Consider the following 22289-nt stretch of genomic DNA (forward strand, 5'->3'; position numbering starts at 1 on the left):
CGATATTCACTCCCCGAGCAGCGCCGGTAGCCGTTCACGCCAGGAGTCGTGCCATCCCATCAACTCCTCACGCGGCATGGGCCGGGCAGAGAAGAAGCCCTGGCACACGTCACACCCCAGCCGCGCCAGCAGCCGCCAGGTGAGTTCATCCTCCACCCCTTCGGCGACGGACTTGAGCCCCAGTTTGCGGGCCAGCTCGATGCTTGACTCTATTATGGCCAAGCGAGAGGGGTCCTCAAAGCAGTGATCCACGAAAGAGCGATCCAGCTTGAGTTCGGTGAAGGGCAGCAGGGCCAGCTGCTGCATGGAGGAGTAGCCGGTACCGAAGTCATCGATGGAGAGGCCGAAACCGTGCATGCGCAGGCGCGTCAGCACCTCCAGCGACTTGCCCAGATCCTGCACGAACGCGCTCTCGGTCACCTCCAGGGTGATGAGCTCGGGATTGATGCTCCAGCGCTGGCACTGGTTGATCAGGGTGTTGCACAGATCCCCCTCGATCAGCGAGGTGGTGGAGAGGTTCATCGAGAGGTTGAGGGATAGCCCGGTCTGCTCCCACAGGTGGCCATCCCGCAACGACTTGCTGATGATCACCTCGGTCAGCCGATCGATGAGGCCATTGTGCTCCGCCAGCGGAATGAAGCGAGCCGGCGAGATGAGGCCGTACTCCGGATGTTGCCAGCGGGCCAGCGCCTCCATGCCGACCCACTGGCCGGAGCCGAAACTCACCTTGGGCTGATACCAGGGCAGCAGCTGATCCTGCTCCAACGCCAGGCTCAGCTCATCCAGGGTCAGACGGTGGCCATCTTCCTCCTGGGCTCGCTCCTGCTGCGGGCGCCAGGCCCCGATCAGCTGGCTGATCTGCTGCTGGCTGGAGGGCTTCTCGATGCGCCCCAACACCTGCAAGCCATAGGCGGCGCTCATGCGCAGCACGGCCTCGACCACATCATCCTCCAGCGCGCTGGAGAGAATGATGCCGCCGCGAAAGCCGCCGAGGGAGAGGCGGCGCAACAGCGCCATGCCATCCATGCCCGGCATGCGCAGATCGCAAAACAGGATGTCGACCTGATGACGCTGGCACATGGCCAACGCCTCCACCCCGTCCTGCGCCTCCAGCAGGGAAGCGTAACCGAGCCCGCGGATCTGGTGCATCAACGCCTTGCGCTGGAAGGCGTGATCTTCCACCACCATGATCACCAACTCATGCTGTGTCTTGTTCATCGAGCCATAATCCAATTTCACCTGTAATAGCCTTCATCAGCGCCAGCACCGTCTGGCTCAGTTCGCTGAGCTCGTCCAGCTGCTTGAGGCGGGCCGCCGCTTCGAGCCGGGCCGCCTCCTCCGCCAATGCCTGCTGCCCCACCATGCGGGCAGCCCCCTTGATCCGATGCGCCGTCTCCACCAGGGCATAGGTATCCTGCCTGGCCAGTGCCTGCATCATGTCATCTCCGTCCTGGCGATTGGAATCCAGGTATTCCCGCGCCATGCTGCGCGCCACCGCCTCATCGCCAAACAGCGAGAGCCAGCGCTCCCCCTGCTCGCTGGCAGGGGCAGGGGCCAGGCTGGGTTCCTGCGCCTGGCTGCTCACCGGCAGCCAGCGCATCAGCACCTGCCGCAGCGTATCCAGGGTATAGGGTTTGAACAACATGTCGTTCATGCCCGCCTCCTGCATCTGCAGGCCGGCCTCTTCGGAGGTGTCGGCCGTCACCCCGATGACAGGGGCCGATACCCCCTGCTCCCGCAGCGCCCGGGTCAGGCTGTAACCATCCATCGCCGGCATGTGGCAGTCGGTCAGCAGCAGGGCGAATCCCTGCCCCTGCCAGGTGCGCAAGGCCTTGTCGCCGTCATCCACCACCTCGGCATCCACGCCGAGAATGGCCAGCTGGCGGGCCAGCAGGGCGCGGTTGATGGGGTGATCATCGGCCACCAGCACCCGCCCCTGCAGCTTGGGCGCATTGGCTTCCACCGGGCTGATCGCCGCCTCCCCCAATAACTGATGGCAAGTCTCCAGCAACAGGTCGGGATAGAGCGGCGATTGCCCCAGCCGCCACCAGGCACTCGACCCCATGCGACCGCGCAGGGCCTCCTGCGGGGAGAGCACTATGCCCTTGAGGGTCGATCGCTGCAAATGGCCCAGCCAGTCGCTGCCGAGCGCCTGCTCGAGCCAGCTCTCCTCCGCCAGCAACAGGCCGTTGAGGGGCTGCTGCCACTGCTGTGGATCCAGACGATGCAGCCTGGCCCCCAGCCGCTGCATGGCGCTCTGCAAGGCAACATCTTCGCCAAACAGCCACCACTCCTGGCCGGCCAGCGGCGGGGCATCCCACTGACACTCGCTCAGCGGGAACTCGAAGGTGAGCCGGGTGCCGTGCCCCGGTTTGCTCTCGAGCGTCAGCGTGCCCCCCATCTTCTGGGCCAGCTGGTGGCAGATGGCCAGCCCCAGCCCGGTGCCGCCGAAACGTCGGGTTATGTCGGACTCCACCTGCTCGAACGGGGTGAACAGGCGATCCTGCTTCTCTTCGGCGATACCGATGCCGGTGTCGCTGACCGTGATGGCCAGTCGCTCGGCCTGCAGACCCACCTGGATGCGGATCTCGCCCCGCTCGGTGAACTTGACCGCATTGTTGAGCAGGTTGGAGAGCACCTGACCCACCCGCACCGCATCGATGCGGGCCTGATCCGGCACCTCGGTGCCCCAGTCCAGCGTCACTCTGAGCCCCTTACCATGGGCCAGGGTGGCATGGCCGCGGATCACGTCACAGATGACGGAGGCAAGCCGGCACTCCTGATAATGGAGCTGCAGCTGGCCCGCCTCTATCTTGGAGAAGTCGAGCACATCGTTGACCAGATAGAGCAGGTTGTTGGTGGAGGTCACCACGTTGCGCAGCAGGTAACGCTGATCCTCGTTCAGCTCGCTCATCTGCAGCAGCTCCAGCATGCCATGCATGCCGGAGATGGGGGTTCTGAGCTCGTGGCTCATGGTGGCGAGGAAGCGGCTGCGCACCTGCATCGCCTGCTCGGCATAGGCCCGCGCCTCCCTCAGCTCGTGCTCCTGGCGCTTGAGGGCCGTGATGTCCTGGATCACCCCGTTGAGGATCAGGTGCCCCTCCTCCTGCGGCACGAAACTGCCGCGCACCTGCAGGTAGCGCGCCCCCCCAGGCCGCTCCACCTTTACCTCGAGATCGAGAGGGGCCAAGGTCTGAGCATGGTTGGCCACCTTGCTGACGAAGTCCTGCAGCGCCTCCTCGGTAAAGCCGAACACCTCCCCCCCCGACTCGGCCGACAGCATCTCCTGCCGGCTGGCCCCCAGGATCTCGCTCGCCCCCTGCGAGGCATAGAGGAAGCGTCCCTTGCCGGGTCCGATCCAGAGGTACTGATAGACGATGCCTGGCATGCTGTCGGTGATCTGGGTGAGGCGGGTCTCCGCCTTGCGGGCCCGCGCCTCGGCCTCCTTGATGCGGGTCACGTCGGTCAGCACGGTCAAGACACCGAGCATGTCTCCATCCGGGGAGGTGTAGGGGCGCTTGGTATAGATGACGTGGAACATGGCGCCATCCTGGCGGCGGCTGTTGCCCGCCCCCTCCAGTTGTGCGCCGCTCTGCCACACCTCCTGCTCTTCTTTCAGTACCCGAGCCCGCTCTCTGGCCGGCATGCGGTCCAGATCGTCGCCCCCCTCCTTCATCGGGTCGCCGATGAAGGCATCCCGATAGGCCCGGTTGCACAGGGTGATGCGCTGCTCGCGATCCCGCAGCACCACCATGTTGGGCAGGGAGTTGAGCAGGGTCTGCACAAACGTCAGCTGCTCGTTCAATTTGTGCTCGGCCAGCTGGCGCTGCACTATCTGGCGACGCAGGGTCCGGTTCCAGCCCATGAACAGCAGCACGCAGAGCAGGAAGGCCCCCAGCCCTAAGGCGGACCAGAGCGCCACCGTGGTCGGATTGATGCCGGTCTGGATGGTCAGAGTCAGCCACTTGTGCTCCAGCTTGGTCATCTCTTCCGGCCGGATGGAGAGCAGCACCTTGGTCAGGATCTGCTGCAACATGGGATCCTGTTGATGCACCGCCATGGCGACCGGCACCCTCAGCTCGTTGCCGGAAAACACCACCTGGTAGCGGTTGTTAAACCCTTTCTGCAGTGCCTGCTCCAGGGTGGTCATGCTCATCAGCACATAGTCGACCTGGTGTCCGTCCAGCAGGGGCAGCAGCTTGGTATCGCTGCTCACCGCCACAGGGCTGGCGCCTACCTCCTTGAGCACCAGCTCCTCCACCGAGCCGCCGACGATCCCCACCCGGCGCCCCTTGAGCTCGTTGAGACTGGCCAGCTCTTCACTCCCCTGCCTGGCGGCAATCACCCGGTGGATGAAGGCGTAGTCGGGGGTAAACAGGGCGTACTGGCGCCGCTCGGCAGTCGGGGTGATGGCCGGAATGAAATCCAGCTTGCGCGCCTGCAGCAGGTTCTGGGTTTCGGCCCAGCTGCTGGTGGGTACCAGGCTGAAGTGCAGGCCGGATCGCAGGCTCACCAGCTTGAGCAGGTCGGCGATGAAGCCCTTGAGCTGGCCATTGCCATCGATCTCGCTCACCGCCGGCCAGTCCGGTGCCACCCCGAAACGCAGGGTCGGGTGGCGGGCTAGCCAGTCCAGTTCGCTCTGGTTGAACACTATCTGGCGAGGGCCGTTGGCCAGCTCATAGTCGACGATACCGCCGGTCTCCAGAATGCGGCGGCGCTCATCCAGCGACATATCGTTGAGGGCCAGCTCCAGCAGATCGCGCAGCCCCTGATTGTCCAGCCTCACCGCCATGGCCAGCGAGGTATCCGTCACCCACTCCGGGGTAATCACCCTGAGCCCGGTCTGCGGCTGCAGGCGCTGCAGTCGCATCAGCGAGGGCAGATCGGAGAGATAAGCATCCGCCAGCCCCTTCTTGACCATGAAGACGGCTTCGTCGCTGCTGTCCGCCTCGGTCAGCTGGGTCATCCCGAGCTGGGTCAGCTCCTCGCAGGAACTGAAGCCGTGCTCGCACACCCAGCGCAACTGGCGTGCCGCGGCCAGGGTCGGCTCCCCCTCCTCCCGCGTCAGCAGGACGGCGCGCGGCAGGGTCATCAGGTCCGAGGTAAAGCGCATCTTCTCCTGACGCGACTGACTGGGCGTCACGCCGATCAGCATGTCCACCTCCCCATCGAGCAGCGCCTGCTGGGCATCGGCATAGTAGGGATAGGTCTTGTAGCGCACGGTCAGCCCCAGCCTGCCGGCAATCTGGTTGGCAAAGTCGTCGAGCGGACCGTTGAAGCCGCCCCGGCCATTGGTATAGATGTAGGGGGGCCAGGCCATCGAGGGCATGCCCACTACCAGGTCATTGCGCGAGGCGAGCCACAGCCGTTCCGTCAGTCCCAGCTGATCCTTGTCCAGAGAGGTTTCTGCCGTAGCCACATGGCTCCAGCAAGCAAACCAGCACAACAGAATGGCGCGATAACAGAGGCGCAGCATGGATGACTCCTGAACAGATCGGAGAGCGATCATAGGGATTTTGGCAAAATGTGCGAATAAAAATTCGTAACAGAACTCGTGCGGATACGAAAAATGGCAGGCTAATGCCTGCCATTTTTATGCAAGAAGGGGGCCAGGCCCCATATCATCAGGTTATTCGATTCCCGAGTCGGAAGCCGGTTTGATACTCCTGCTCACGGATGTGGGCGATCTGCACATTTTGCCCTTCCAGACCTATGTCTTTGAGCAGGGCGGGCGACAGGTGCAGATAACGGGTGCGGCGTTCCAGCCGGGTGATCCGTTTCTGGACCAGAGTTTCGACGGTGCGCAGCAGGGTCAGTTCGATAGACATAATATTCTCCAGTTGAACGTGCGGTTCCCCCGGAGAGAAGAGATCACCCTGCGGGACAACCGCGGGTGATGAAAAAGCAGGTGTTACCTGTTTCCTCCACGCGGCAGAAAAAGAGCACGAGTCTTCGCGCTGCTGATGCAGCGGTCGAACGCAACGTTTAGCATTGAATGTTGCATATCCGTCTCCTTACCGTGTGAAAGTTGAACAAGTTGCCACAGTCTAAAAAAAGACCGAATTTTATACAAGAACCTTACCCCCCATATGGGGAGGTGAGCCATCTATCAATACTCATCCGGAACAGAGAGCCTGACGCCATCTCGCTCAGATCCCGGACAGCAGCCGAAACTCCTCCAGCGCATAGGTGTCCGTCATGCCGCTCACGTAGTCGAGCAGCAGCCGCACCCGGTAATACCACTCCTGCTCGGCTTCCTCGCCAAAACGAGGATCCCGGCTGGCCACAGCCAGTCGATAGGCCTTGAGATGGCGGGCCGACAAGCGATGGTAAAGCCGGCGGGCAAAGAACAGCTCGCTGCCCCCCTGCCCCGCCAGCAGGCGCTCAAACTGGCTGGCCGGCAGGGCCAGCAGGCAGGCGTAGGTGGAGAGCACGCCGCGCAGGGCGGCGTAGCCCTCCAGCTCCAGCGCCTCCACCTCGGGACGCATGAACACCAGCTCGCGAGCGACCCGCTTGAGGATGTCGAGCACCCGCGCCGCCGGCGCCTGGCCGTGCAGCAGGGCCTGAGGATAGGCGCCGCTCAGGATCTGGGCGTGCTCGCTCACATAGGTGCTGGCGGCCAGCGCCACCAGATCCCGGGTCAGCTGTTGGCGGAAATGGGGAAAGAAGCCGCGATCCGAGTCGACGGCCGCACTCAGCAACGCCGCCATGTAGTCACCGCCATCCGCCTCCCGCAGCGCCAGCAGCAGCTCGCCGAGGCCGAGGATGCGCCGATCCACCGCATCCTCCAGATCCGCGATGCAGTAGGAGATGTCGTCCGCCGCTTCCATGATGTAGACCAGCGGGTGACGACAGCCGGCGGCCAGCCCCAGGCTCTGGCCGAGGGCGCTGTAGAGGGGTTGTTCGCTGAAGAAGATGCCGCGCTTGCTGCTCCAGCCGTGATGCTGGCCATAGTAGGGGGTTGCCTGCCGGCCCGCTGGCGGTTGCTGCGGATATTTGCACAGTGCCGCCAGTTGCCCCAGGGTCAGATTCAACTCGTGCAGGCTGTGTACCAGCCGCAGGCTCTGGGCATTGCCGTCAAACACCAGCAGATCCTGGCGAAGCTCGGCCCACTGCGGGCTGGGCGCCTTGCCCAGCGCAGCGGCAAACAGGCCGTCCAACTCCTGCGCCAGCCACTGGCTCATCACCTGCTCGCCAAAGTGGCCGAACGGCGGGTTGCCGACGTCGTGCAACAGGCAGGACATCTCCACCAGATTGACGAAGGCCCCCTCGCACACAGCGCCTGCCGGCAGGGCCGCCAGAACGCGGCGGCTGATCTGGCGACCGGTCTCCTGTACTTCCAGCGAGTGGGTCAGTCGGCTGCGCACCGAGGCTTTCACGTCGAGCGGGAAGACCTGGGTCTTCTGTTGCAGCCGGCGCACCGGCGCCGCCTGCACGATACGGGCGCGATCCTGCTCGGTCGCCTCCAGCAATTCTTCGTCACCCCAGGGGTGGATCCGCTCGGGGGTAATCAAACGGCTATACATGTTGCAGCTCCTTGCCAGCGCAGCGCGTTTATGAGAGCAACCAGCGCCGCAGGCGGGCGATATCGCCCGGGTACTCCCGGCGCAGCGTCTCAATCCAGTCTTCCACGTTCTCCCACCAGGCAGGATGATCCGGGCTCTGGATCAGCTGGGCCGTCTGCTGCAGCCGGCGCAGGCCGATGGAGCCCGCCGCCCCCTTGATCTTGTGCGCCTCCTCCACCACGCCGGCCTGATCCCGGGCAATCATGTTGGAGTCGAGCACCGCCATGTAGTCGGGCATCATCTTCTCGAACAGATCGACGCTGGAGAGCAGCACCGGCTTGCCCACGGTATCGGCATAATCGGTGAGGAAGGGCAGGTCCAGCAGCGCATCCTGGCTGACGGTGTCGGCCTGCTCGTCCGCCTCGTCCCCGGCCAGATCGGCAAACAGGTGGCCAATCACCTCCCGCACCGCCTTCGAGCCGAGCGGCTTGTTGATCACATCCTGCATGCCGTGATCCCGGTAGTACTGGCGATCGCCGGTGGCGTTGGCGGTGAGTGCCACCATGGGCGGCAAACTTTCGCCGTAGCGGGCGAGCAGTTGTTCCGCCACATCGAACCCCGTCATGTCCGGCAACTGGATGTCGAGCAGGATCAAGTCAAAATCATCCGGGTTGGCCATGGCCAGCGCCTGGGCGCCATCGCGCGCCACCTTGACCTGATGGCCAAGCTTGCTCAGCAGGGCGCAGGCCACGGTCACGTTGAGCTCGACGTCCTCCACCAGCAGGATGTCGAGGGACGGCATCTCGGGCTCGAGGGCGGCAACCTCTCCTTCGATACACTCCACCTCCAGCTCGGCGGTGAAGCAGGAACCCTCGCCCGGATCGCTGTCCACGTAGAGCTGGCCACCCATCGCCTGCACCAGCTGGCGGGAAACCGCCAGCCCGATGCCAGTGCCGGTGGCGTGCTTCTTGCCCTGTACCTGATAGTACATGGCGAAGATCTTCTCCTGCTGGGCTCGCGGAATGCCGATGCCGGTATCCTCCACCTCGAAGTGCAGCGCCAGCTTGCCCGGCGCGTCGGCGGCATGGGCGAGGCAGCGAACCGTCACCCCGCCTTCGTCGGTGAACTTCACCGCATTGCCCACCAGGTTCCACAGCACCTGGCGCAGCCGGGTGCCGTCCGCCATCACGAACTGCGGCACCTCGCCATCCCGATCGAAGTGCAGATAGAGCCCCTTCTGCTCCGCCTGGATGCGCGACAGCGTCTCCAGCTCGTCGAGGAAGGCGGGCAGATCGATGCGGGTCGGCGCAATCTCCAACCGGCGCCGATCCAGTTTGTCCAGATCGATGATGTCATTGAAGATGTTGCCGAGCGTCACCGCGCTCAGGTGAATGGTCTTGAGCTGCTGATGCCGTTTGGGATCGAGCGGCGTATCCATCAGCATCCGGCTCAGGCCGACGATGCCGTTGAGCGGGGTGCGCAGCTCGTGGCTGATGGTGGAGATGAAGGTGGTCTTGTCGCGGCTCGCCTTCTCCAGCTTGTCCTGGTACTGCTTGCGCTCGGTGATGTCGCGGCCAAAGCCAAGCAGGCCGAGCCGCTTGCCGAAGCGGTCGAAAAAGGGCACCTTGCGCAGCTCGAAGTAGGCCTTGCGGCCATCTGGGTACTCCAGCCACTGCTCATAGGTGAGCGGCTCATTGCTGGCGAAGACCTGCTTGTCGGTCTCCACCACCTTGCTGGCGATGTCGTGCTTGTAGACGTCGAACGGAGTCAGCCCGATGAGTTCGGCCTCCACCTTGCCGGTCAGCTCCTCCATGGCGCGGTTGCAGCCGGAGAACTGCTCGTCTTCGTTGCGGTAGTAGACCAGATCGGGGGAGCAGTCGATGAAGGAGCGCAGCAGGGCGGTGCGCTCACCCAGATGCAGCTGGGCCTTCTCGCGCTGGAACACCTCGTTCTCCAGATCCTCGATGGCCTGCTGACGCAGGGTCTCGGCCCGGTTGGTCTCGGCGATCTGGGCGTTGAGGCGGCTGATGTTCTCCTGCAGCTGGCTGTTGAGCTCGAGATCCCGCTCGCGCATGTCCTGCAGCTTGCGCACCATGCGGGTCAGCCGCTGGCGGGAATCCTCCAGCTGATCCACCACGATGGAGAGAAAATAGACGGCCCAGGGGGTGACCAGCAGGCCGAAGAAGACCGAGCGCACCAGGTCGACGATGTCCACTGTGCCGCGCAGAAACAGGGTGACCCCCATCTGGATGGAGACGGCCAGCACTATGATGCCGGTGGCCAGGAACATGCTGAATCGCACCAGCCCCAGCTTGGTCATCAAGTCGACGTAATATTGCGCCCAGGATTTTATTTGTTTCATCTTATTGTTTTCTCCCCGATATTCGCCGAACAGAATACCAGCACGACGCGCCGAACTCTTCTGCCGTCGCACGATAAATTATCGATTAACCTCCTCCACCCGCTGGGGTAGCATGCCGGAGTCAATTCGGTCAGCCCGGATTAAGCCTGGCTGGCTATAATGCCAGGCCGTTCAATTCAACCAACTGATAATTCAGGAGTCTCATCGATGCGCAATCTCACCCTGCTGAGTCTTGGCCTGCTGGCAGCCAATGCCGCCCACGCCGACCTGGGCGAGATCCCCAAGCAGTCCGGCTGGTCCGGCTTTCTGCTGGGCGGGGTCAACGCCGTCAGCTACCAGTCCAACTTCTACGCGGGCGATGACAACCACAGCCGTATCAATGATCTCGGCTCGCCCGACAGCGAGAGCGGCCTGACGCCGCTGCTCAACGCCGACATCCGCTATACCTTCGCCGATACCCGCACCCAGATCTTCCTCGGCAACCTGATCCAGGATGCGGTGCGTTTCGACTTCACCCAGCAGCTCGGCCTGCGCCAGGAGATGGGCGACAAGGGTATAGTTGCCACCTCGCTGGTGTTCAACGTCATGCCGGTGGAGCTGTGGAGCGATCCCTTCGCCACCGGCGTGGACCGCAGCTCGACCGACCTGAAGTCAAAAGGAGCCCGTTTCGCCTGGGACAAGATCTGGGGCAGCAACTTCTACGGCAACCTGACCACCCGGGAGGTGGACATGGACGAGGAGCGCAGTGGCCAGCAGTATGATCAGAGCCACGGCACCCACTACGCTGGCATGCTGTATCGCAACGGCAAGGTGCACGACATGGAGCTCTCCTACCAGTTCCATTTCAACGGCAACCAGCTGCTGGAGCCGGCCATCCTCTACAAGGAGGCTCGCCTGGACGGCAGCGCCGAGAGCTTCAAGAACACCGGCCTGAAGCTAACCTACGCCAAGCGCGGCCCCCAGTGGTCCTTCGTCAGCAACCTCTACACCGGCAAGCGCAAGTACGACGAGGCGAACCCCATCTTCGGCCAGCATGCCGACGCGGACGAATTTGCCGTCAACGGCACCTTCTTCTGGCACAACCTGTTTGGCGTCAAGGCCCTGGCCGCCACCTTCACCGCAGCCTACTCCAATGCCGACTCGGACATCGACTTCTACGACAGCCAGTCCACCCGTTTCAGCACGGGTCTGCTCTACAACTTCTAGCGGCGAGCAGCACCAACAAACGAGGCCACCCCATGGGTGGCCTCGTGCATTGCGGACGGCGGGAAAATCAGATCCCGAGGGAGTCCAGCAGATCGTCGTGATCGTTGGCCACCGGGACGGCGGCCGGAGCCGGCTGGGCAGCCTCGCGCTTGGTCTGGGCGATCAGGGCATCCGGATCCAGCTCTTCCTGATCCATGCCGTCGTTGTGGATGCGGATGAACTCGGTCTTGTCCATCGCCAGCTCCAGATAGAAGATGTTGTTGCGGGCGGTGAAGAAGGTGACCCGGCGCGACTCCGGGCTGTCGAGGTTGGTATCGACGCTCAGCATCACCTGCTTGTTGAGGGCCAGCATCTTGGGCTGGTTCTGGGTGATGTGGGTCTGCAGATCCCGGCCCACCTTGACGGTGAAGCTGCCGACGATCTGGTTCATCAGCTCGCCCATGACGTTGCTCACCTCGTCCGAGGTGTGGGAGATGGCGAGATCTTCCTTGGAGAGCCCCATGCTGAGCATATAGCTCTCGTACAACTCCATGGCGGCGGAGGCGGAGAAGTTGATCACCACCAGGCCGGAGAAGCCGCCGTCAAACAGCACGAAGCAGCCGATATCCGGCTTGAGGCAGGTCTTGCTGATCCGCTGCACCATGCCGGAGAAACGCACCTGACTCTGGGTTGCCGCACTCAATACATCCGTCACCGAATGGCACAGGCTCAACAGCACGTCCTCTGTGGTCAATACGGTATCATCGTCGGCTCTTGTCACTATCATGGGACCTTCCTGAACATCGAAAATGGGCTTATCTATACCATAACTCTAACAGATAGCGCGGCCCGGGCGTCGAAATAGCGAGCCGCCTCTCACTTGATTCAACTGTCAGTTTCAAGGGGAGTGAATCCGGCCAGATTGGCCAGCTTGCGTCGCCAGCCGGCGGCTTCCCGCTGCAGGGTCGATTCATCATAGGGCAAGGAGGGATGAGCCCCCCAGATGGGACCGGGCCAGGCCTTGTCGGTACTGAAACGGGCCACGTGGTGCAGATGCAGCTGGGGCACCAGGTTGCCGAGCGCCGCCACGTTGATCTTGTCCGGGCGCAGCGCCTGCTCCATCAGGGTCGCCACCGCGCAGGACTCCTGCATCAGCTGCTGTTGCTGGGCCGGCGCCAGGTGGTGGATTTCCCGCAGATTGGCCACTCTCGGCACCAGGATGAGCCAGGGATACTGGCTGTCCTTGGCCAGCAGGACGCGGCAGAGAGGCAGATCGCCGAGCAGGCGGGTATCCGCCTGCAGGCGACTGTGCAATTCAAACATGAAGACCTCGTTGCAATAAGATGGGCGCTAGACACGATGAGAGCCCCCACGTTACTGCAACGGACGGCAAACTTAAAGCCGCGGCACGGCCCAGCTGACAAAGCGCTTGCGAAGGGCCGGATCCGCCTTGAGGAAGAGTTGCTGCAACTGCCCCTCCAGCTCGCTGGCCGCTACCGGCGCAATCTCGCTGGCGACCACGGCCGCAGGAAGTGCAGAAACAGAAGCCGCCGTCAGCGCCGCCTTGCCACCGCGCTGGTTGTATTCGGCCAGCTTGGCGCGCCAGTCCATGCCGATCAGCATGCCGCTGGTCACCAGCGCATCCTGCTCGCTCGCCATCACCTTGCCGTCGGCCTGCAGCCCCATGACGGGAGACTTGGCATACTGCGCCATGCCCCGCTCATCACTCGGCAAGTTGGCGACCAGCTGTAATTGTTGCTGGCTGGCCTGATAGCGCAGCACCTGAGGCGCGGAGCGCAGCTGGCGGTCATTCTCGCTGCTGCTGCGACTCGGGATCACCCCTTCATAACGCACCAGCAGCTGCTGCTCGCCATCCGGCAGGGTGGCGTGCTGCTCGTCGTGCAGGGTGCCAGCGCTCACCGCCAGGATCTGGAAATCCGCCGGCACCGTCACCTCAACCGCAGCATGCGCCGAGCCTGTGCCCAGCATCATGTTCATGCCCAGTGCGGCGCACAGCAGCGACACACCATTTCGATATCGACAACCCTTCATCTTCGTTCATCTTCCTGATCGCGTTGATGGGCGCAGGCTAGCAGCCGAAGATGACAGAAAAATAACGGCAGTTCAGAGCAGGTAGTGGGGCCGCTCGGCAAACCACTGGGCCAGCACCTGCTTGAACAGCCGGATCTTGCGCGGCACCCGCCGCTGCTGGGCATGAAGGATATGAAGCGGGTGCAGACCGCTGTGCCAGCCGTCGAGCACGGTCACCAGCTCCCCTGCCGCCAGCAGGGCATCCACCGCAACCAGCGGACACTTGGCATAGCCCAACCCCGCCCGGGCCAGCTGCAGCGCCGTGCTGTAGTGATTGGCCCGCACCTTGCCTTGCACCAGGATGTGCGCCTCCTCCCCCTCCCGGCTGAAGTGCCACTGCTCCCAGGCCGGGTTGCTCCCCATGAGCAGGCAGGCACGCCCGCTGAGCTCATAAGGGGTGGCCGGCTTGCCCTCCCATGCCACCAGTGTGGGGCTCGCCACCACCACATCCCTGAGCCGGCCCAGCGGCATGGCCACCAGGTTGTCGGGCACTTCGCTCATGGCGCGCAGGGCAATGTCGTGCTCACCCTGGCTCATGTCGACCATCTGATTGGTGAAGTTGAGCTCGACCGCAACCCCGGGGCAGAGCTCGGCAAAGCGAGCCAGCAGCTCGCTCACCATGCGATCGCCGGCGCTGATCGGGCAGGTGAAGCGCAGCCGGCCGCCATCCTCCTCGGTCAGGGCCTGGATATCCTGCTCCGCCTGACGGGCCAGCGCGAAGATCTCCCCCGCCTGCAGGTAGAGGGTCGAGCCCGCCTCGGTCAGGCTGAGCCGGCGGGTGGTGCGTTGCAGCAACTGGGCGTTGAGGGAGGACTCCAGCGCACTGACATGACGGCTCAGCATCCCCTTGCTTACCCCCAGCGCGTCGGCGGCGGCGGAGAAACTGCCCCTTTGTACCACTTCGTAAAAACTGGCCAGATGGGCGATATCCATCATTAGCTCCAATTTGGAAACAATGTGTTTATTTTACGCGCTTTTTCCCCTTTTTTAGCGCGCTAGAATCAACACATCCCAACCAAGAGTGACTGAGATGAAGATTGTGATTGTGGGTGCCTCCGGCACCATAGGTTCTGCCGTCAGCGACTTGCTTGCCAAGGATCATCAGGTGATCCGGGTCAGCCACAGCCAAGGGGATGCCAGGGTCGACATGCGCGATCCCGCCTCCATCAGGGGGCTGTTTGCCAAGCTGGGGCAGTTCGATGCGCTGGTGGTGGCCAGCGGCAGCGCCGCGTTCAACGCCCTGACCGAGATGACTGATGAAGAGTGGCAGCTGGGGATCCAGAGCAAGCTGATGGGCCAGATCAACCTGACCCGCGCCGCCATCCCCCACCTCAACGACAAGGGCTCCATCACCCTGATCAGCGGCATTTTGAGCGAAGAGCCCATCAACTGGGGCGCCAGCGTCACCACCATCAACGGCGCCGTCGAGCACTTCGTCAAGGCGGCCGCCTGCGAGCTGCCACGGGGCCTGCGCATCAACGTGGTGAGCCCGACCGTGCTGGAGGAGTCGATGGATAAATACGCTGACTTCTTCCCGGGCTTCGTCCCCGTGCCCGCCGCCAGGGTGGTGCAGGCCTACCAGAAATCGGTACTGGGGGTGCAGACCGGCCAGGTGTTCAGGGTCAACGGCTGATCACGCCCCCGTTGTGACCAGCCCGACACGGCAAGAAAAACGGGCCCCGTGATGGGACCCGTTCCGTGACCGCTGCCGTACCGGCAGATGGCAAACGTTTGTTTTTACGGCAGTAAAAAAGGCGGTACGCCTCAGTCGATCAGCCCGTACTGCTCGCGCAGCACCTCGATGATCTCCTGCTTCGGATTGGCACTGCGAACCAGCGGCTGACCGATGATCTTCTCGGCAATCCCCACGTAGGTGTTGGAGATGTCCATCATCACCTCGGTCGGCAACTTGTTGTCGCGGGCCAGGGCGAAGCGCTCCGGCATGCGGTGCTTGTTGAGCAGGATGTCCGGATCCGGGAAGTGATTGAGCAGCCACTGGCGGAAACCCTCTTTCGACTTCTCGACGATCTGGCCGTCGCGCAGGGCTGCGCCATCCCAGATGCGGGAGCTGTCAGGGGTGCCCACTTCATCCATGTAGATGAGTTTTTCGTTGCCGGCGGCATCCTGGACGTAGCCAAACTCGAACTTGGTGTCGACGAAGACCTGATCCAGCTCGGCCAGCGCGTCGCTGATGACGTTGAAGCCCTCTTTGAGCAGCACTTCGTAGCGGTCGATGTCGGCCGGCTTGCTGAAGTTGAAACCCTGGTAGTGGCGCTCGATGTCGGCACGGGAGACGTTGACGTCGTCGGCTTCCGGCACGCCGTCCAACCCTTTCAGCACGCCCTTGGTGGAGGGGGTGATGAGGATCTCCGGCAGCTTCTGATCCTTTTTCAGTCCTTCCGGCAGGGTGATGCCGCAGAACTCGCGCTCGCCATCCTTGTAGGCACGCCACATGGAGCCGGTGATGTACTGGCGGGCGATCGCCTCGATCATCACGGGGCGGGCTTTTTGCACGATCCAGACGAAGGGATGGGGGATGTCCAGGATATGGCTGTCGGCCAGTCCCTTCTCCTTGAACAGCTTGAACCAGTGGCTGGAGATGGCGTTGAGCGCAGCCCCTTTGCCCGGCACGCCGTTGAGCCCGTCCACGCCCTGCCAGATGCAGTCGAAGGCCGAGATCCGGTCGCTGATCACCATGATGGCGAGCGGCGCATCCGCCGGCACGTCGTAACCCTTCTCGCGGATGAGGCGGGCACTGTCTGCGGCGGTCAGCCAGTAGACGCTGCGCACTTTACCGGAATGGACGGGTTTATCGGTACGGATCGGCAAATCATCGTTCACCGCCAATACTTGGTCTGCAAGACTCATGGCTAATAACACTTCCTGTTTGTGGGGGGTTAACATAACAAAACAGGGGCACAAGGCCCCTGTTTCTATTCTGTTTTTGCAGCTTGGTCAGCCAGGCCCTTGGCGAACGCCTCGGACAGGCTGATGTACATCTGGGAGATGACACCGGACGACACGGGCTTCTTGTCCTTGTCGAACAGGGTGATGGAGGTCTTGCCCCCCGCCATCTCGCCAAGCTGGAAGCGATACTTGTCTTCGTCCAGCTTGAACGGCTCGCTGCCCTTGGCCTTCCAGAACTCGCTGCCCGGCTCGTCGTACTCCACGTCGATCCAGCCCAGCGACTGCTGGGTATCCTTGATGGTGAAGCCGTAGGCCGGCAGCACCTGATTGAGACGACGCCACACCTGGTCAAACGAGCCATCGACGATCCAGGCGCTCAGCTCGTTGTTGTCCAGACCCAGCTCCAGCCCCATGCCATCGTTGGCCTTGTGCTGCTCGCGGGACTTGAGCTGCTTGTCGTAGTAGAGCGAGAACTGGTTGAGGGCCCGGGTCGCGTAGCGCTGGGCATCCGCCGGGGTCAGCTCCTTGCTGGTCTCGCCATCGATGGTCTCTTCATGATCCAGTACCCGGACCGACATGTTGACGGCGTGGCGCTGGGGATCGTTGCGCAGGGTGAACTGGTAGCGCTGGCGAATGACGAAGTCGTCGTCCTCTTCGCTCCAGCCGTCGAGCGCCTTGGTATTGTCAAACCAGCCGGTCTGCAGTACGCCGGCCTGCTGGTCCAGCTTCTCGGTGGTGACCTTGTACTGGGCGAGGAAGTTCATCAGGAAGGCCCAGGTATCGCGCTCCACGCTCTGGGAGGTGCTGAGAGCGTAGAAGGCCATGGTGGGTTCACCGGCATTGGTTACCACCTGGCTGCCCGGTACCACGGTCAGCAGCTGGGCGGGCGGACGCACATCCACCTTGGCCCCCAGGGCGCCGTCACGGCTGCTCTCTGGCAGGGGCGGAATGTCGAAACTGCTGTTAAAGGCGGGGGTACTCAACCCGGCCGGCACCAGGAAAGCACGGCCTTCAAGGCGGGCATCCTCGTACTCGAAACCACGGTTGGCCATCTTGCGTTCCTGGGGTGAGCTACAGGCTGCCAGCACGGCAACGGTCGCCACGCTCAGCACCAGGCGCACTGCATTTCCCTTTCCATTTGCTTTAAACACTCGCCATCAACTCCGCAGTCGTCAGTGCTCGCGCCATCGCCCGCTCGCCCTCGGCAGTGAGGTCGGTGAGCGGCAGACGCAAGGTGGCCGTCGCAATCAATCCCAGCTGGGCGCAGGCCCATTTCACCGGGATGGGGCTCGGTTCGCAGAACAGAGTCTGATGCAACGGCATCAATCGATTGTTGATGTCATGCGCCCGCCCGGCATCGCCGGCCAGCGCAGCACGACACATGTCGGCCATCTGGGCCGCTGCAATATTGGTGGTGACCGAAATGACACCGTCACCGCCTTGCAGCATAAAATCACATCCACTGGCATCATCGCCACTATAAAGTGCGAATTGCGCACCACACAGCTCACGCAGCAGCGGCGTACGGCTCAGATCCCCGGTGGCCTCTTTCAGGCCTATGATTCCGGGCACCCTGGCCAGTCTGGCTACCGTTTCCGGTTTGAGATCGCAACCGGTACGACCGGGCACATTATAAAGAATTTGGGGCAGACCACTAGCCTCGGCGATCGCACAATAGTGACGATAGAGACCTTCCTGGGTGGGTTTGTTGTAATAGGGTGTGACCGAGAGACCCGCTACCACACCGGTTTCGGCGAAGCGTTTGGCCAGGGCGACGGCATGGGCGGTATTGTTGGAGCCGCAGCCGGCGATGACCGGGATGCGTCCGGCGGCCAGGGCCACGGTTTTCTCCACGACGGCAATGTGCTCCTGCTCGCTCAGGGTCACCGACTCCCCCGTGGTCCCCACCGCGACGATGGCGCTGGTTCCGGCGCTGACATGATACTCGACCAGATTGGCAAGACTGGCCCAATCGACTTCACCTGAAGCCAGCATGGGGGTAACGAGGGCAACAATACTACCGCGCAACATGGATATTTCTCCCGATTTTCAGGGGCGTTATGGTAAAGCTGCCCCCTTGGAAAAACAAGGGAGGCCACGGCCAAGCCGTGTTACCATCCGGCACAAACAGCCGTGCGCAAGCGCCGGAAACTGGCGCCGGCACCGGGCCGCCACCACCCGGCAGGACGCTTGCCACAACGAGATTCTCAGCAGGGTCGCCACGCGGCCGCGCGGGCCAGATCCCTTCGGTCGACGTGCCCGCCGCCCGCATTCGCCACCCGCTAATGGACGAGAGAAGATTTATGACTCATTACCTGGTCGTAACGGCCATCGGCACGGACAGGCCTGGCATCGTCAATGAGGTCACCCGCCACGTCAGTGGTTGTGGCTGCAACATTGTCGACAGCCGTCTTGGCATCTTCGGCAATGAATTCACCTTCATCATGCTGCTGTCCGGTGACTGGAACAGCCTGATGCAGCTCGAGATAAGCCTGCCCCTGCGCAGTCAGGAGTGGGACCTCATCACCATGATGAAACGCACCGAGCGCCACCAGTCGCTGCAATACGACATCAGCGCCAACGCCGAGATCCTGATCCGGGACCAACCGGGCATCGTAAGCCAGTGCACCCAGTTCTTCAGCGATCACGGCTGGGACATCCAGGCCATGCAGACCATCACCCTGGAGCAGCAGCCGTTCAACCTGCTCAAGGCCAGCTTTCAGCTCAATCTGGCCAAGCAGGGAGAGGCGGCCGGCTCGCAGGCGGCCTTCGCCGGATTCTGTCGTGAACTGGGCGCAGAATCGTTCGAATTCATCGTCAACAACAAACACGCCTGACGGCTCATCAAGGAGATCCCATGCAACCTTTATCCGCTGGCAGCCTGGCCCCCGACTTTTCCCTCTCCGACCAGGACGGCAACCAGGTGCGCCTGGCCGACCTGCGCGGCAAGAAAGTGCTCGTCTATTTCTACCCCAAGGCGATGACCCCGGGCTGCACCACCCAGGCCTGCGGTCTGCGCGACGTCAACGCCGAACTGGCCGCCCTCAATGTGGTGGTGCTCGGCATCAGCCCGGATAGCGCCAAGCGGCTGAAAAAATTCGAGGAGCGCGACAACCTGAACTTCCGCCTGCTGGCCGATGAAGATCATGCGGTGGCCGATGCGTTTGGCGTCTGGGGCCCGAAGAAGTTCATGGGCAAGGAGTATGACGGTATCCATCGGCTCAGCTTCCTCATCGACGAAGAGGGCAAGATTGCCCACCGCTTCGACAAGTTCAAGACCAGCGATCACCATCAGGTGGTGCTCGATCTGCTCAAGGGCTGAACCACAGATACCGGTACTGCTGATATGGAAAGGGCCTGCAAGCGCAGGCCCTTTTTTATTCGCATGTCTCAGCCCTTCCGCATTGCAGACGGGGGACACGCGATCTCCCCCATTCGGTCACCTGCCCGGATGAGGGGCGGCAGCCTTGTTGTTTTCCATGGCGGGGCAGTGTGCATCCATAACGGGATGCCTTGGTGACGGATCTTTCGGCACAAGCCAAATGACGCCCTTATTGTTGCGCCAACGGGCCAGAAAGCAAGGTGCCGGCCGTTACATTTAATTAACCAGCCCACGCCTGCGTTGATTTAGCGCCCCGCAATCTCGCCAACCTCCCCTGCCAGATCAAAAAATTCATCCTATATATGGGTTAACGTGACCCCAGTTTCATTTTCCAGTGAGAAAAGCCCATGAACATGAGCCACACCGAACGTCTGATCCTGAGCAACCAGTACGAGATCCTGGCCAAACTCAATCCGGAGAAGGCGGCGTTTTACCAACGGGCCAGCACCATTATCGAGCGCGGCTACTGCCTGCAGATCCTCGAACTGGAGAAGAGCTTCGGTCATCTGGAACTGGCCACCTGCCAGGAGGTGATCGACACCCTGGAGTTGCACCATGCGCTGGCCATCTCCTGGGGCAACCTGGACGCAGCCGATCAGGGCGAGATCAATGCCAGCCGGCTGGAGTTCAACGGCTACAGCCGCAGCCAGGAGCGAGAGCTGGCCGATTACGTCTGCTTCCTGCTGGAGGTGGACAAGCGCTTCCCCGAACTCAAATGCCCCTGCGACGAGCTCTCCAGCGACATCGCCATGCGTGACAAGTACCAGCGCATGCTGGCGGTCTGGCGCCAGTGCCCGCGCCAGTACAAGCTCTCCATCCAGGAGATCCGCAAGGTATTGGCGGCCTGATCCGGCAGCCATGAAAAAGGCGCCGCGAGGCGCCTTTGTCCGAGTCATGGGCCACAGGCCTCACTCGTAGAGGAAGGATTTGTCCAGCTGCTTGAAGGCGGCGTTGAGAGTATCGGCCAGCTCTTCGTATCTCGGCTGGGCCACCAGCTGGCGCTGACCGCCCTGTTCGTTCATCTTGCCGTTGATCTCGCGATACCAGCTGGCAAGGGAGGGCGGCAACCGGGTATCGGCACGCTGGCCAAGCCAGTAATAGCCCTGCAGCGGCAGGCTGAGCAGAAACAGCACCGAGGTCATGACGGAAGGCCAGTAGTGCTGCTCGCCAAACTGGAACTGCAGCATGACGCTGAGCACCGCCAGCGCAGGAATCACCTTGAGGGCGAACTCGGTGGCCTTGATCACCCGATTCTCCGGGAACATGGAATTAAGCTCGGGACGGCGGGGCCAAAGGGTCATATAATGACGGCCTTGCTGTAACTTAGTTCCAAAAATGTTCATGCTCATGCTACCTCCGAGCTCTTTTTGAACGTATTAACGGCAAAACCACGACAATATTTGATGCGCAATAACAAAGGTTGAGGATGACTTTGTTATTTTTCAACAATCGGGTTATCCTTTGTACGCCCAATTTTTGCGCCAACGGCCTGCCGTTGAGCCGTCAGGGACGTCTGGATTTCGGGTCTTGTATCACTATACAAGGGGCAAGCAACAGATTGCCAACCCTCATAAGGATAAGTTGAAAGTTTTTGGACACAGCGCGTCCAACGCATCCTCCTACACAACCCAATCTGCGATAGGATTTATTCATGAGTAAGCTGGTTCTTGTTCTTAACTGTGGCAGCTCTTCCCTGAAGTTTGCTGTCATTGACGCAACCACCGGTGATGACCTGCTGTCCGGCCTGGCCGAGTGCTTCAACCTCGACGACGCCCGCATCAAGTGGAAACTGAACGGCGAGAAAGGCAGTGCCGATCTGGGCGCCGGTGCCGCTCACCAGGAAGCGCTGGACTACATCGTCAACAAGATCCTGCCGCTCAACCCGGAACTGTCCAAGAACCTGATCGCCATCGGCCACCGTGTCGTACACGGCGGCGAGCGCTTCACCTCCTCCGTGCGCATCTGCGACGACGTGATCGCCGGCATCGAAGCCGCCGTACCGTACGCCCCGCTGCACAACCCGGCTCACCTGATCGGTATTCGTGAAGCCCGTCGTGTGTTCCCGGCGCTGGCCGAGAAGAACGTGGCCGTGTTCGACACAGCTTTCCACCAGACCATGCCGGAAGAAGCCTTCCTGTACGCCCTGCCGTACAAACTCTACAAAGAGAATGGCATCCGTCGCTACGGCGCCCACGGCACCAGCCACTACTACATCAGCCTGGAAGCTGCCAAGCAGCTGAACAAGCCGGTGGAAGAGCTGAACATCATCAACTGCCACCTGGGCAACGGCGGCTCCGTCTGCGCCATCAAGAACGGCCAGTCCGTCGACACCTCCATGGGTCTGACCCCGCTGGAAGGCCTGGTGATGGGTACCCGCTCCGGCGACATCGATCCGGCCATCATCTTCTTCCTGCACGACAAGCTGGGCATGAGCGTTGATCAGATCAACACCATGCTGACCAAAGAGTCCGGCCTGCAGGGTCTGACCGAAGTAACTTCCGACTGCCGTTTCGTTGAAGACAACTACGACAGCAAAGAAGAAGCCAAGCGTGCCATGGACGTTTACTGCTATCGCCTGGCCAAGTACATCGGCGCCTACGCCGCCGCCATGGACGGTCGTCTGGACGCCGTGGTCTTCACCGGTGGCATCGGTGAAAACTCCGCCCCGATCCGTGAAATCACCCTGAACAAACTGGGTCTGCTGGGCTTCGACGTCGATCACGACGCCAACCTGAAGGCTCGCTTCGGCAAGGGTGGCGAGATCACCAAGGCTGGCTCCACCAAGGCCCTGGTTATCCCGACCAACGAAGAGTGGGTCATCGCCCACGACGCGCTGGAACTGGTCGGCGCATAATTT

At 62.1% G+C, this 22289-nt stretch carries 19 protein-coding genes; 6 read left to right on the forward strand and 13 right to left on the reverse strand.

All coding sequences use genetic code 11. The features are described from left to right. Nucleotides 1-6: 6 nt before the first annotated feature. The 5 genes from ACB031_RS14150 to arcB all read right to left on the reverse strand — a co-directional run bounded on the left by ACB031_RS14150 (nt 7) and on the right by arcB (nt 9867). Nucleotides 7-1218: an EAL domain-containing protein gene (locus ACB031_RS14150; protein WP_017763841.1), complete on the reverse strand. Its 1212-nt coding sequence runs from the start codon at nt 1216-1218 to the stop codon at nt 7-9. Then, nucleotides 1199-5476, reverse strand: a complete 4278-nt coding sequence (locus ACB031_RS14155) for a transporter substrate-binding domain-containing protein (protein ID WP_371139806.1) — start codon at nt 5474-5476, stop codon at nt 1199-1201. Before ACB031_RS14155 ends, ACB031_RS14150 begins: the two co-directional genes overlap by 20 nt. 148 nt (nt 5477-5624) lie before the next feature. Continuing rightward, nucleotides 5625-5828 carry a hypothetical protein gene (locus ACB031_RS14160; RefSeq protein WP_005304283.1) on the reverse strand — a complete coding sequence of 68 codons (204 nt, stop codon included), beginning with the start codon at nt 5826-5828 and terminating at the stop codon, nt 5625-5627. A 321-nt stretch (nt 5829-6149) separates the two neighbouring features. After that, on the reverse strand, nt 6150-7526 hold the full coding sequence (gene dgt, locus ACB031_RS14165) for a dGTPase (protein WP_319906729.1): 1377 nt from the start codon (nt 7524-7526) through the stop codon (nt 6150-6152). A 28-nt stretch (nt 7527-7554) separates the two neighbouring features. After that, on the reverse strand, nt 7555-9867 hold the full coding sequence (gene arcB, locus ACB031_RS14170; protein ID WP_005304292.1) for an aerobic respiration two-component sensor histidine kinase ArcB: 2313 nt from the start codon (nt 9865-9867) through the stop codon (nt 7555-7557). Nucleotides 9868-10074: 207 nt separating this feature from the next. Here arcB and ACB031_RS14175 point away from each other — a divergent pair, with 207 nt between their 5' ends. After that, entirely contained in the window at nt 10075-11073 is a 999-nt protein-coding gene (locus ACB031_RS14175) for a DUF2860 family protein (protein WP_042005870.1), read from the forward strand. A 67-nt stretch (nt 11074-11140) separates the two neighbouring features. On the opposite strand, the gene ACB031_RS14180 is transcribed toward ACB031_RS14175, so the two are convergent. The 4 genes from ACB031_RS14180 to ACB031_RS14195 form a co-directional block, all read right to left on the reverse strand. Beyond that, nucleotides 11141-11839 carry a DUF3334 family protein gene (locus ACB031_RS14180; RefSeq protein WP_005304298.1) on the reverse strand — a complete coding sequence of 233 codons (699 nt, stop codon included), beginning with the start codon at nt 11837-11839 and terminating at the stop codon, nt 11141-11143. Nucleotides 11840-11937: 98 nt separating this feature from the next. Beyond that, on the reverse strand, nt 11938-12375 hold the full coding sequence (locus tag ACB031_RS14185) for an HIT domain-containing protein (RefSeq protein WP_017763836.1): 438 nt from the start codon (nt 12373-12375) through the stop codon (nt 11938-11940). Nucleotides 12376-12447: 72 nt separating this feature from the next. Continuing rightward, nucleotides 12448-13104 (reverse strand): DUF2057 domain-containing protein, encoded by a 657-nt coding sequence (locus tag ACB031_RS14190; protein WP_043171985.1) that lies wholly within the window; start codon nt 13102-13104, stop codon nt 12448-12450. Nucleotides 13105-13176: 72 nt separating this feature from the next. Then, complete coding sequence (locus tag ACB031_RS14195) at nt 13177-14076, reverse strand: LysR family transcriptional regulator (RefSeq protein ID WP_017787661.1); 900 nt, start codon at nt 14074-14076, stop codon at nt 13177-13179. 97 nt (nt 14077-14173) lie between these two features. Between ACB031_RS14195 and ACB031_RS14200 the strand changes: the two genes are divergently transcribed. After that, nucleotides 14174-14776 carry a short chain dehydrogenase gene (locus ACB031_RS14200; RefSeq protein ID WP_042005875.1) on the forward strand — a complete coding sequence of 201 codons (603 nt, stop codon included), beginning with the start codon at nt 14174-14176 and terminating at the stop codon, nt 14774-14776. Between the two features lie 131 nt (nt 14777-14907). On the opposite strand, the gene ACB031_RS14205 is transcribed toward ACB031_RS14200, so the two are convergent. The 3 genes from ACB031_RS14205 to dapA form a co-directional block, all read right to left on the reverse strand. Beyond that, the gene (locus tag ACB031_RS14205; RefSeq protein ID WP_010634965.1) at nt 14908-16011 is read right to left on the reverse strand and encodes a phosphoribosylaminoimidazolesuccinocarboxamide synthase; all 1104 of its coding nucleotides are present in this window, start codon (nt 16009-16011) and stop codon (nt 14908-14910) included. Between the two features lie 65 nt (nt 16012-16076). Further along, nucleotides 16077-17201: an outer membrane protein assembly factor BamC gene (gene bamC / locus ACB031_RS14210; RefSeq protein ID WP_017779109.1), complete on the reverse strand. Its 1125-nt coding sequence runs from the start codon at nt 17199-17201 to the stop codon at nt 16077-16079. Beyond that, nucleotides 17194-18081 (reverse strand): 4-hydroxy-tetrahydrodipicolinate synthase, encoded by an 888-nt coding sequence (dapA, locus tag ACB031_RS14215; protein WP_005304320.1) that lies wholly within the window; start codon nt 18079-18081, stop codon nt 17194-17196. The genes bamC and dapA overlap by 8 nt, the downstream gene beginning before the upstream one ends. Nucleotides 18082-18353: 272 nt before the next feature. Between dapA and ACB031_RS14220 the strand changes: the two genes are divergently transcribed. The 3 genes from ACB031_RS14220 (at nt 18354) to ACB031_RS14230 (ending at nt 20280) form a co-directional block, all read left to right on the forward strand. Further along, nucleotides 18354-18887 (forward strand): glycine cleavage system protein R, encoded by a 534-nt coding sequence (locus ACB031_RS14220; RefSeq protein ID WP_005304323.1) that lies wholly within the window; start codon nt 18354-18356, stop codon nt 18885-18887. A gap of 20 nt (nt 18888-18907) precedes the next feature. Continuing rightward, on the forward strand, nt 18908-19372 hold the full coding sequence (bcp, locus tag ACB031_RS14225) for a thioredoxin-dependent thiol peroxidase (RefSeq protein ID WP_005304326.1): 465 nt from the start codon (nt 18908-18910) through the stop codon (nt 19370-19372). A 407-nt stretch (nt 19373-19779) separates the two neighbouring features. Beyond that, the gene (locus ACB031_RS14230) at nt 19780-20280 is read left to right on the forward strand and encodes a YfbU family protein (RefSeq protein ID WP_024942265.1); all 501 of its coding nucleotides are present in this window, start codon (nt 19780-19782) and stop codon (nt 20278-20280) included. 60 nt (nt 20281-20340) lie between these two features. Here ACB031_RS14230 and yfbV read toward each other — a convergent pair whose 3' ends face one another. After that, a complete protein-coding gene (yfbV, locus tag ACB031_RS14235; protein ID WP_017779105.1) occupies nt 20341-20781 on the reverse strand; it encodes a terminus macrodomain insulation protein YfbV in 441 nt (146 codons plus the stop codon). A gap of 302 nt (nt 20782-21083) precedes the next feature. On the opposite strand from yfbV, the gene ACB031_RS14240 reads away from it, so the two are divergent. Then, on the forward strand, nt 21084-22286 hold the full coding sequence (locus ACB031_RS14240; RefSeq protein WP_005304335.1) for an acetate kinase: 1203 nt from the start codon (nt 21084-21086) through the stop codon (nt 22284-22286). Nucleotides 22287-22289 lie beyond the last annotated feature (3 nt).

Origin of the sequence: Aeromonas sp. S8(2024) (assembly GCF_041403085.1) — a bacterium.
Classification (GTDB): domain Bacteria; phylum Pseudomonadota; class Gammaproteobacteria; order Enterobacterales; family Aeromonadaceae; genus Aeromonas; species Aeromonas dhakensis.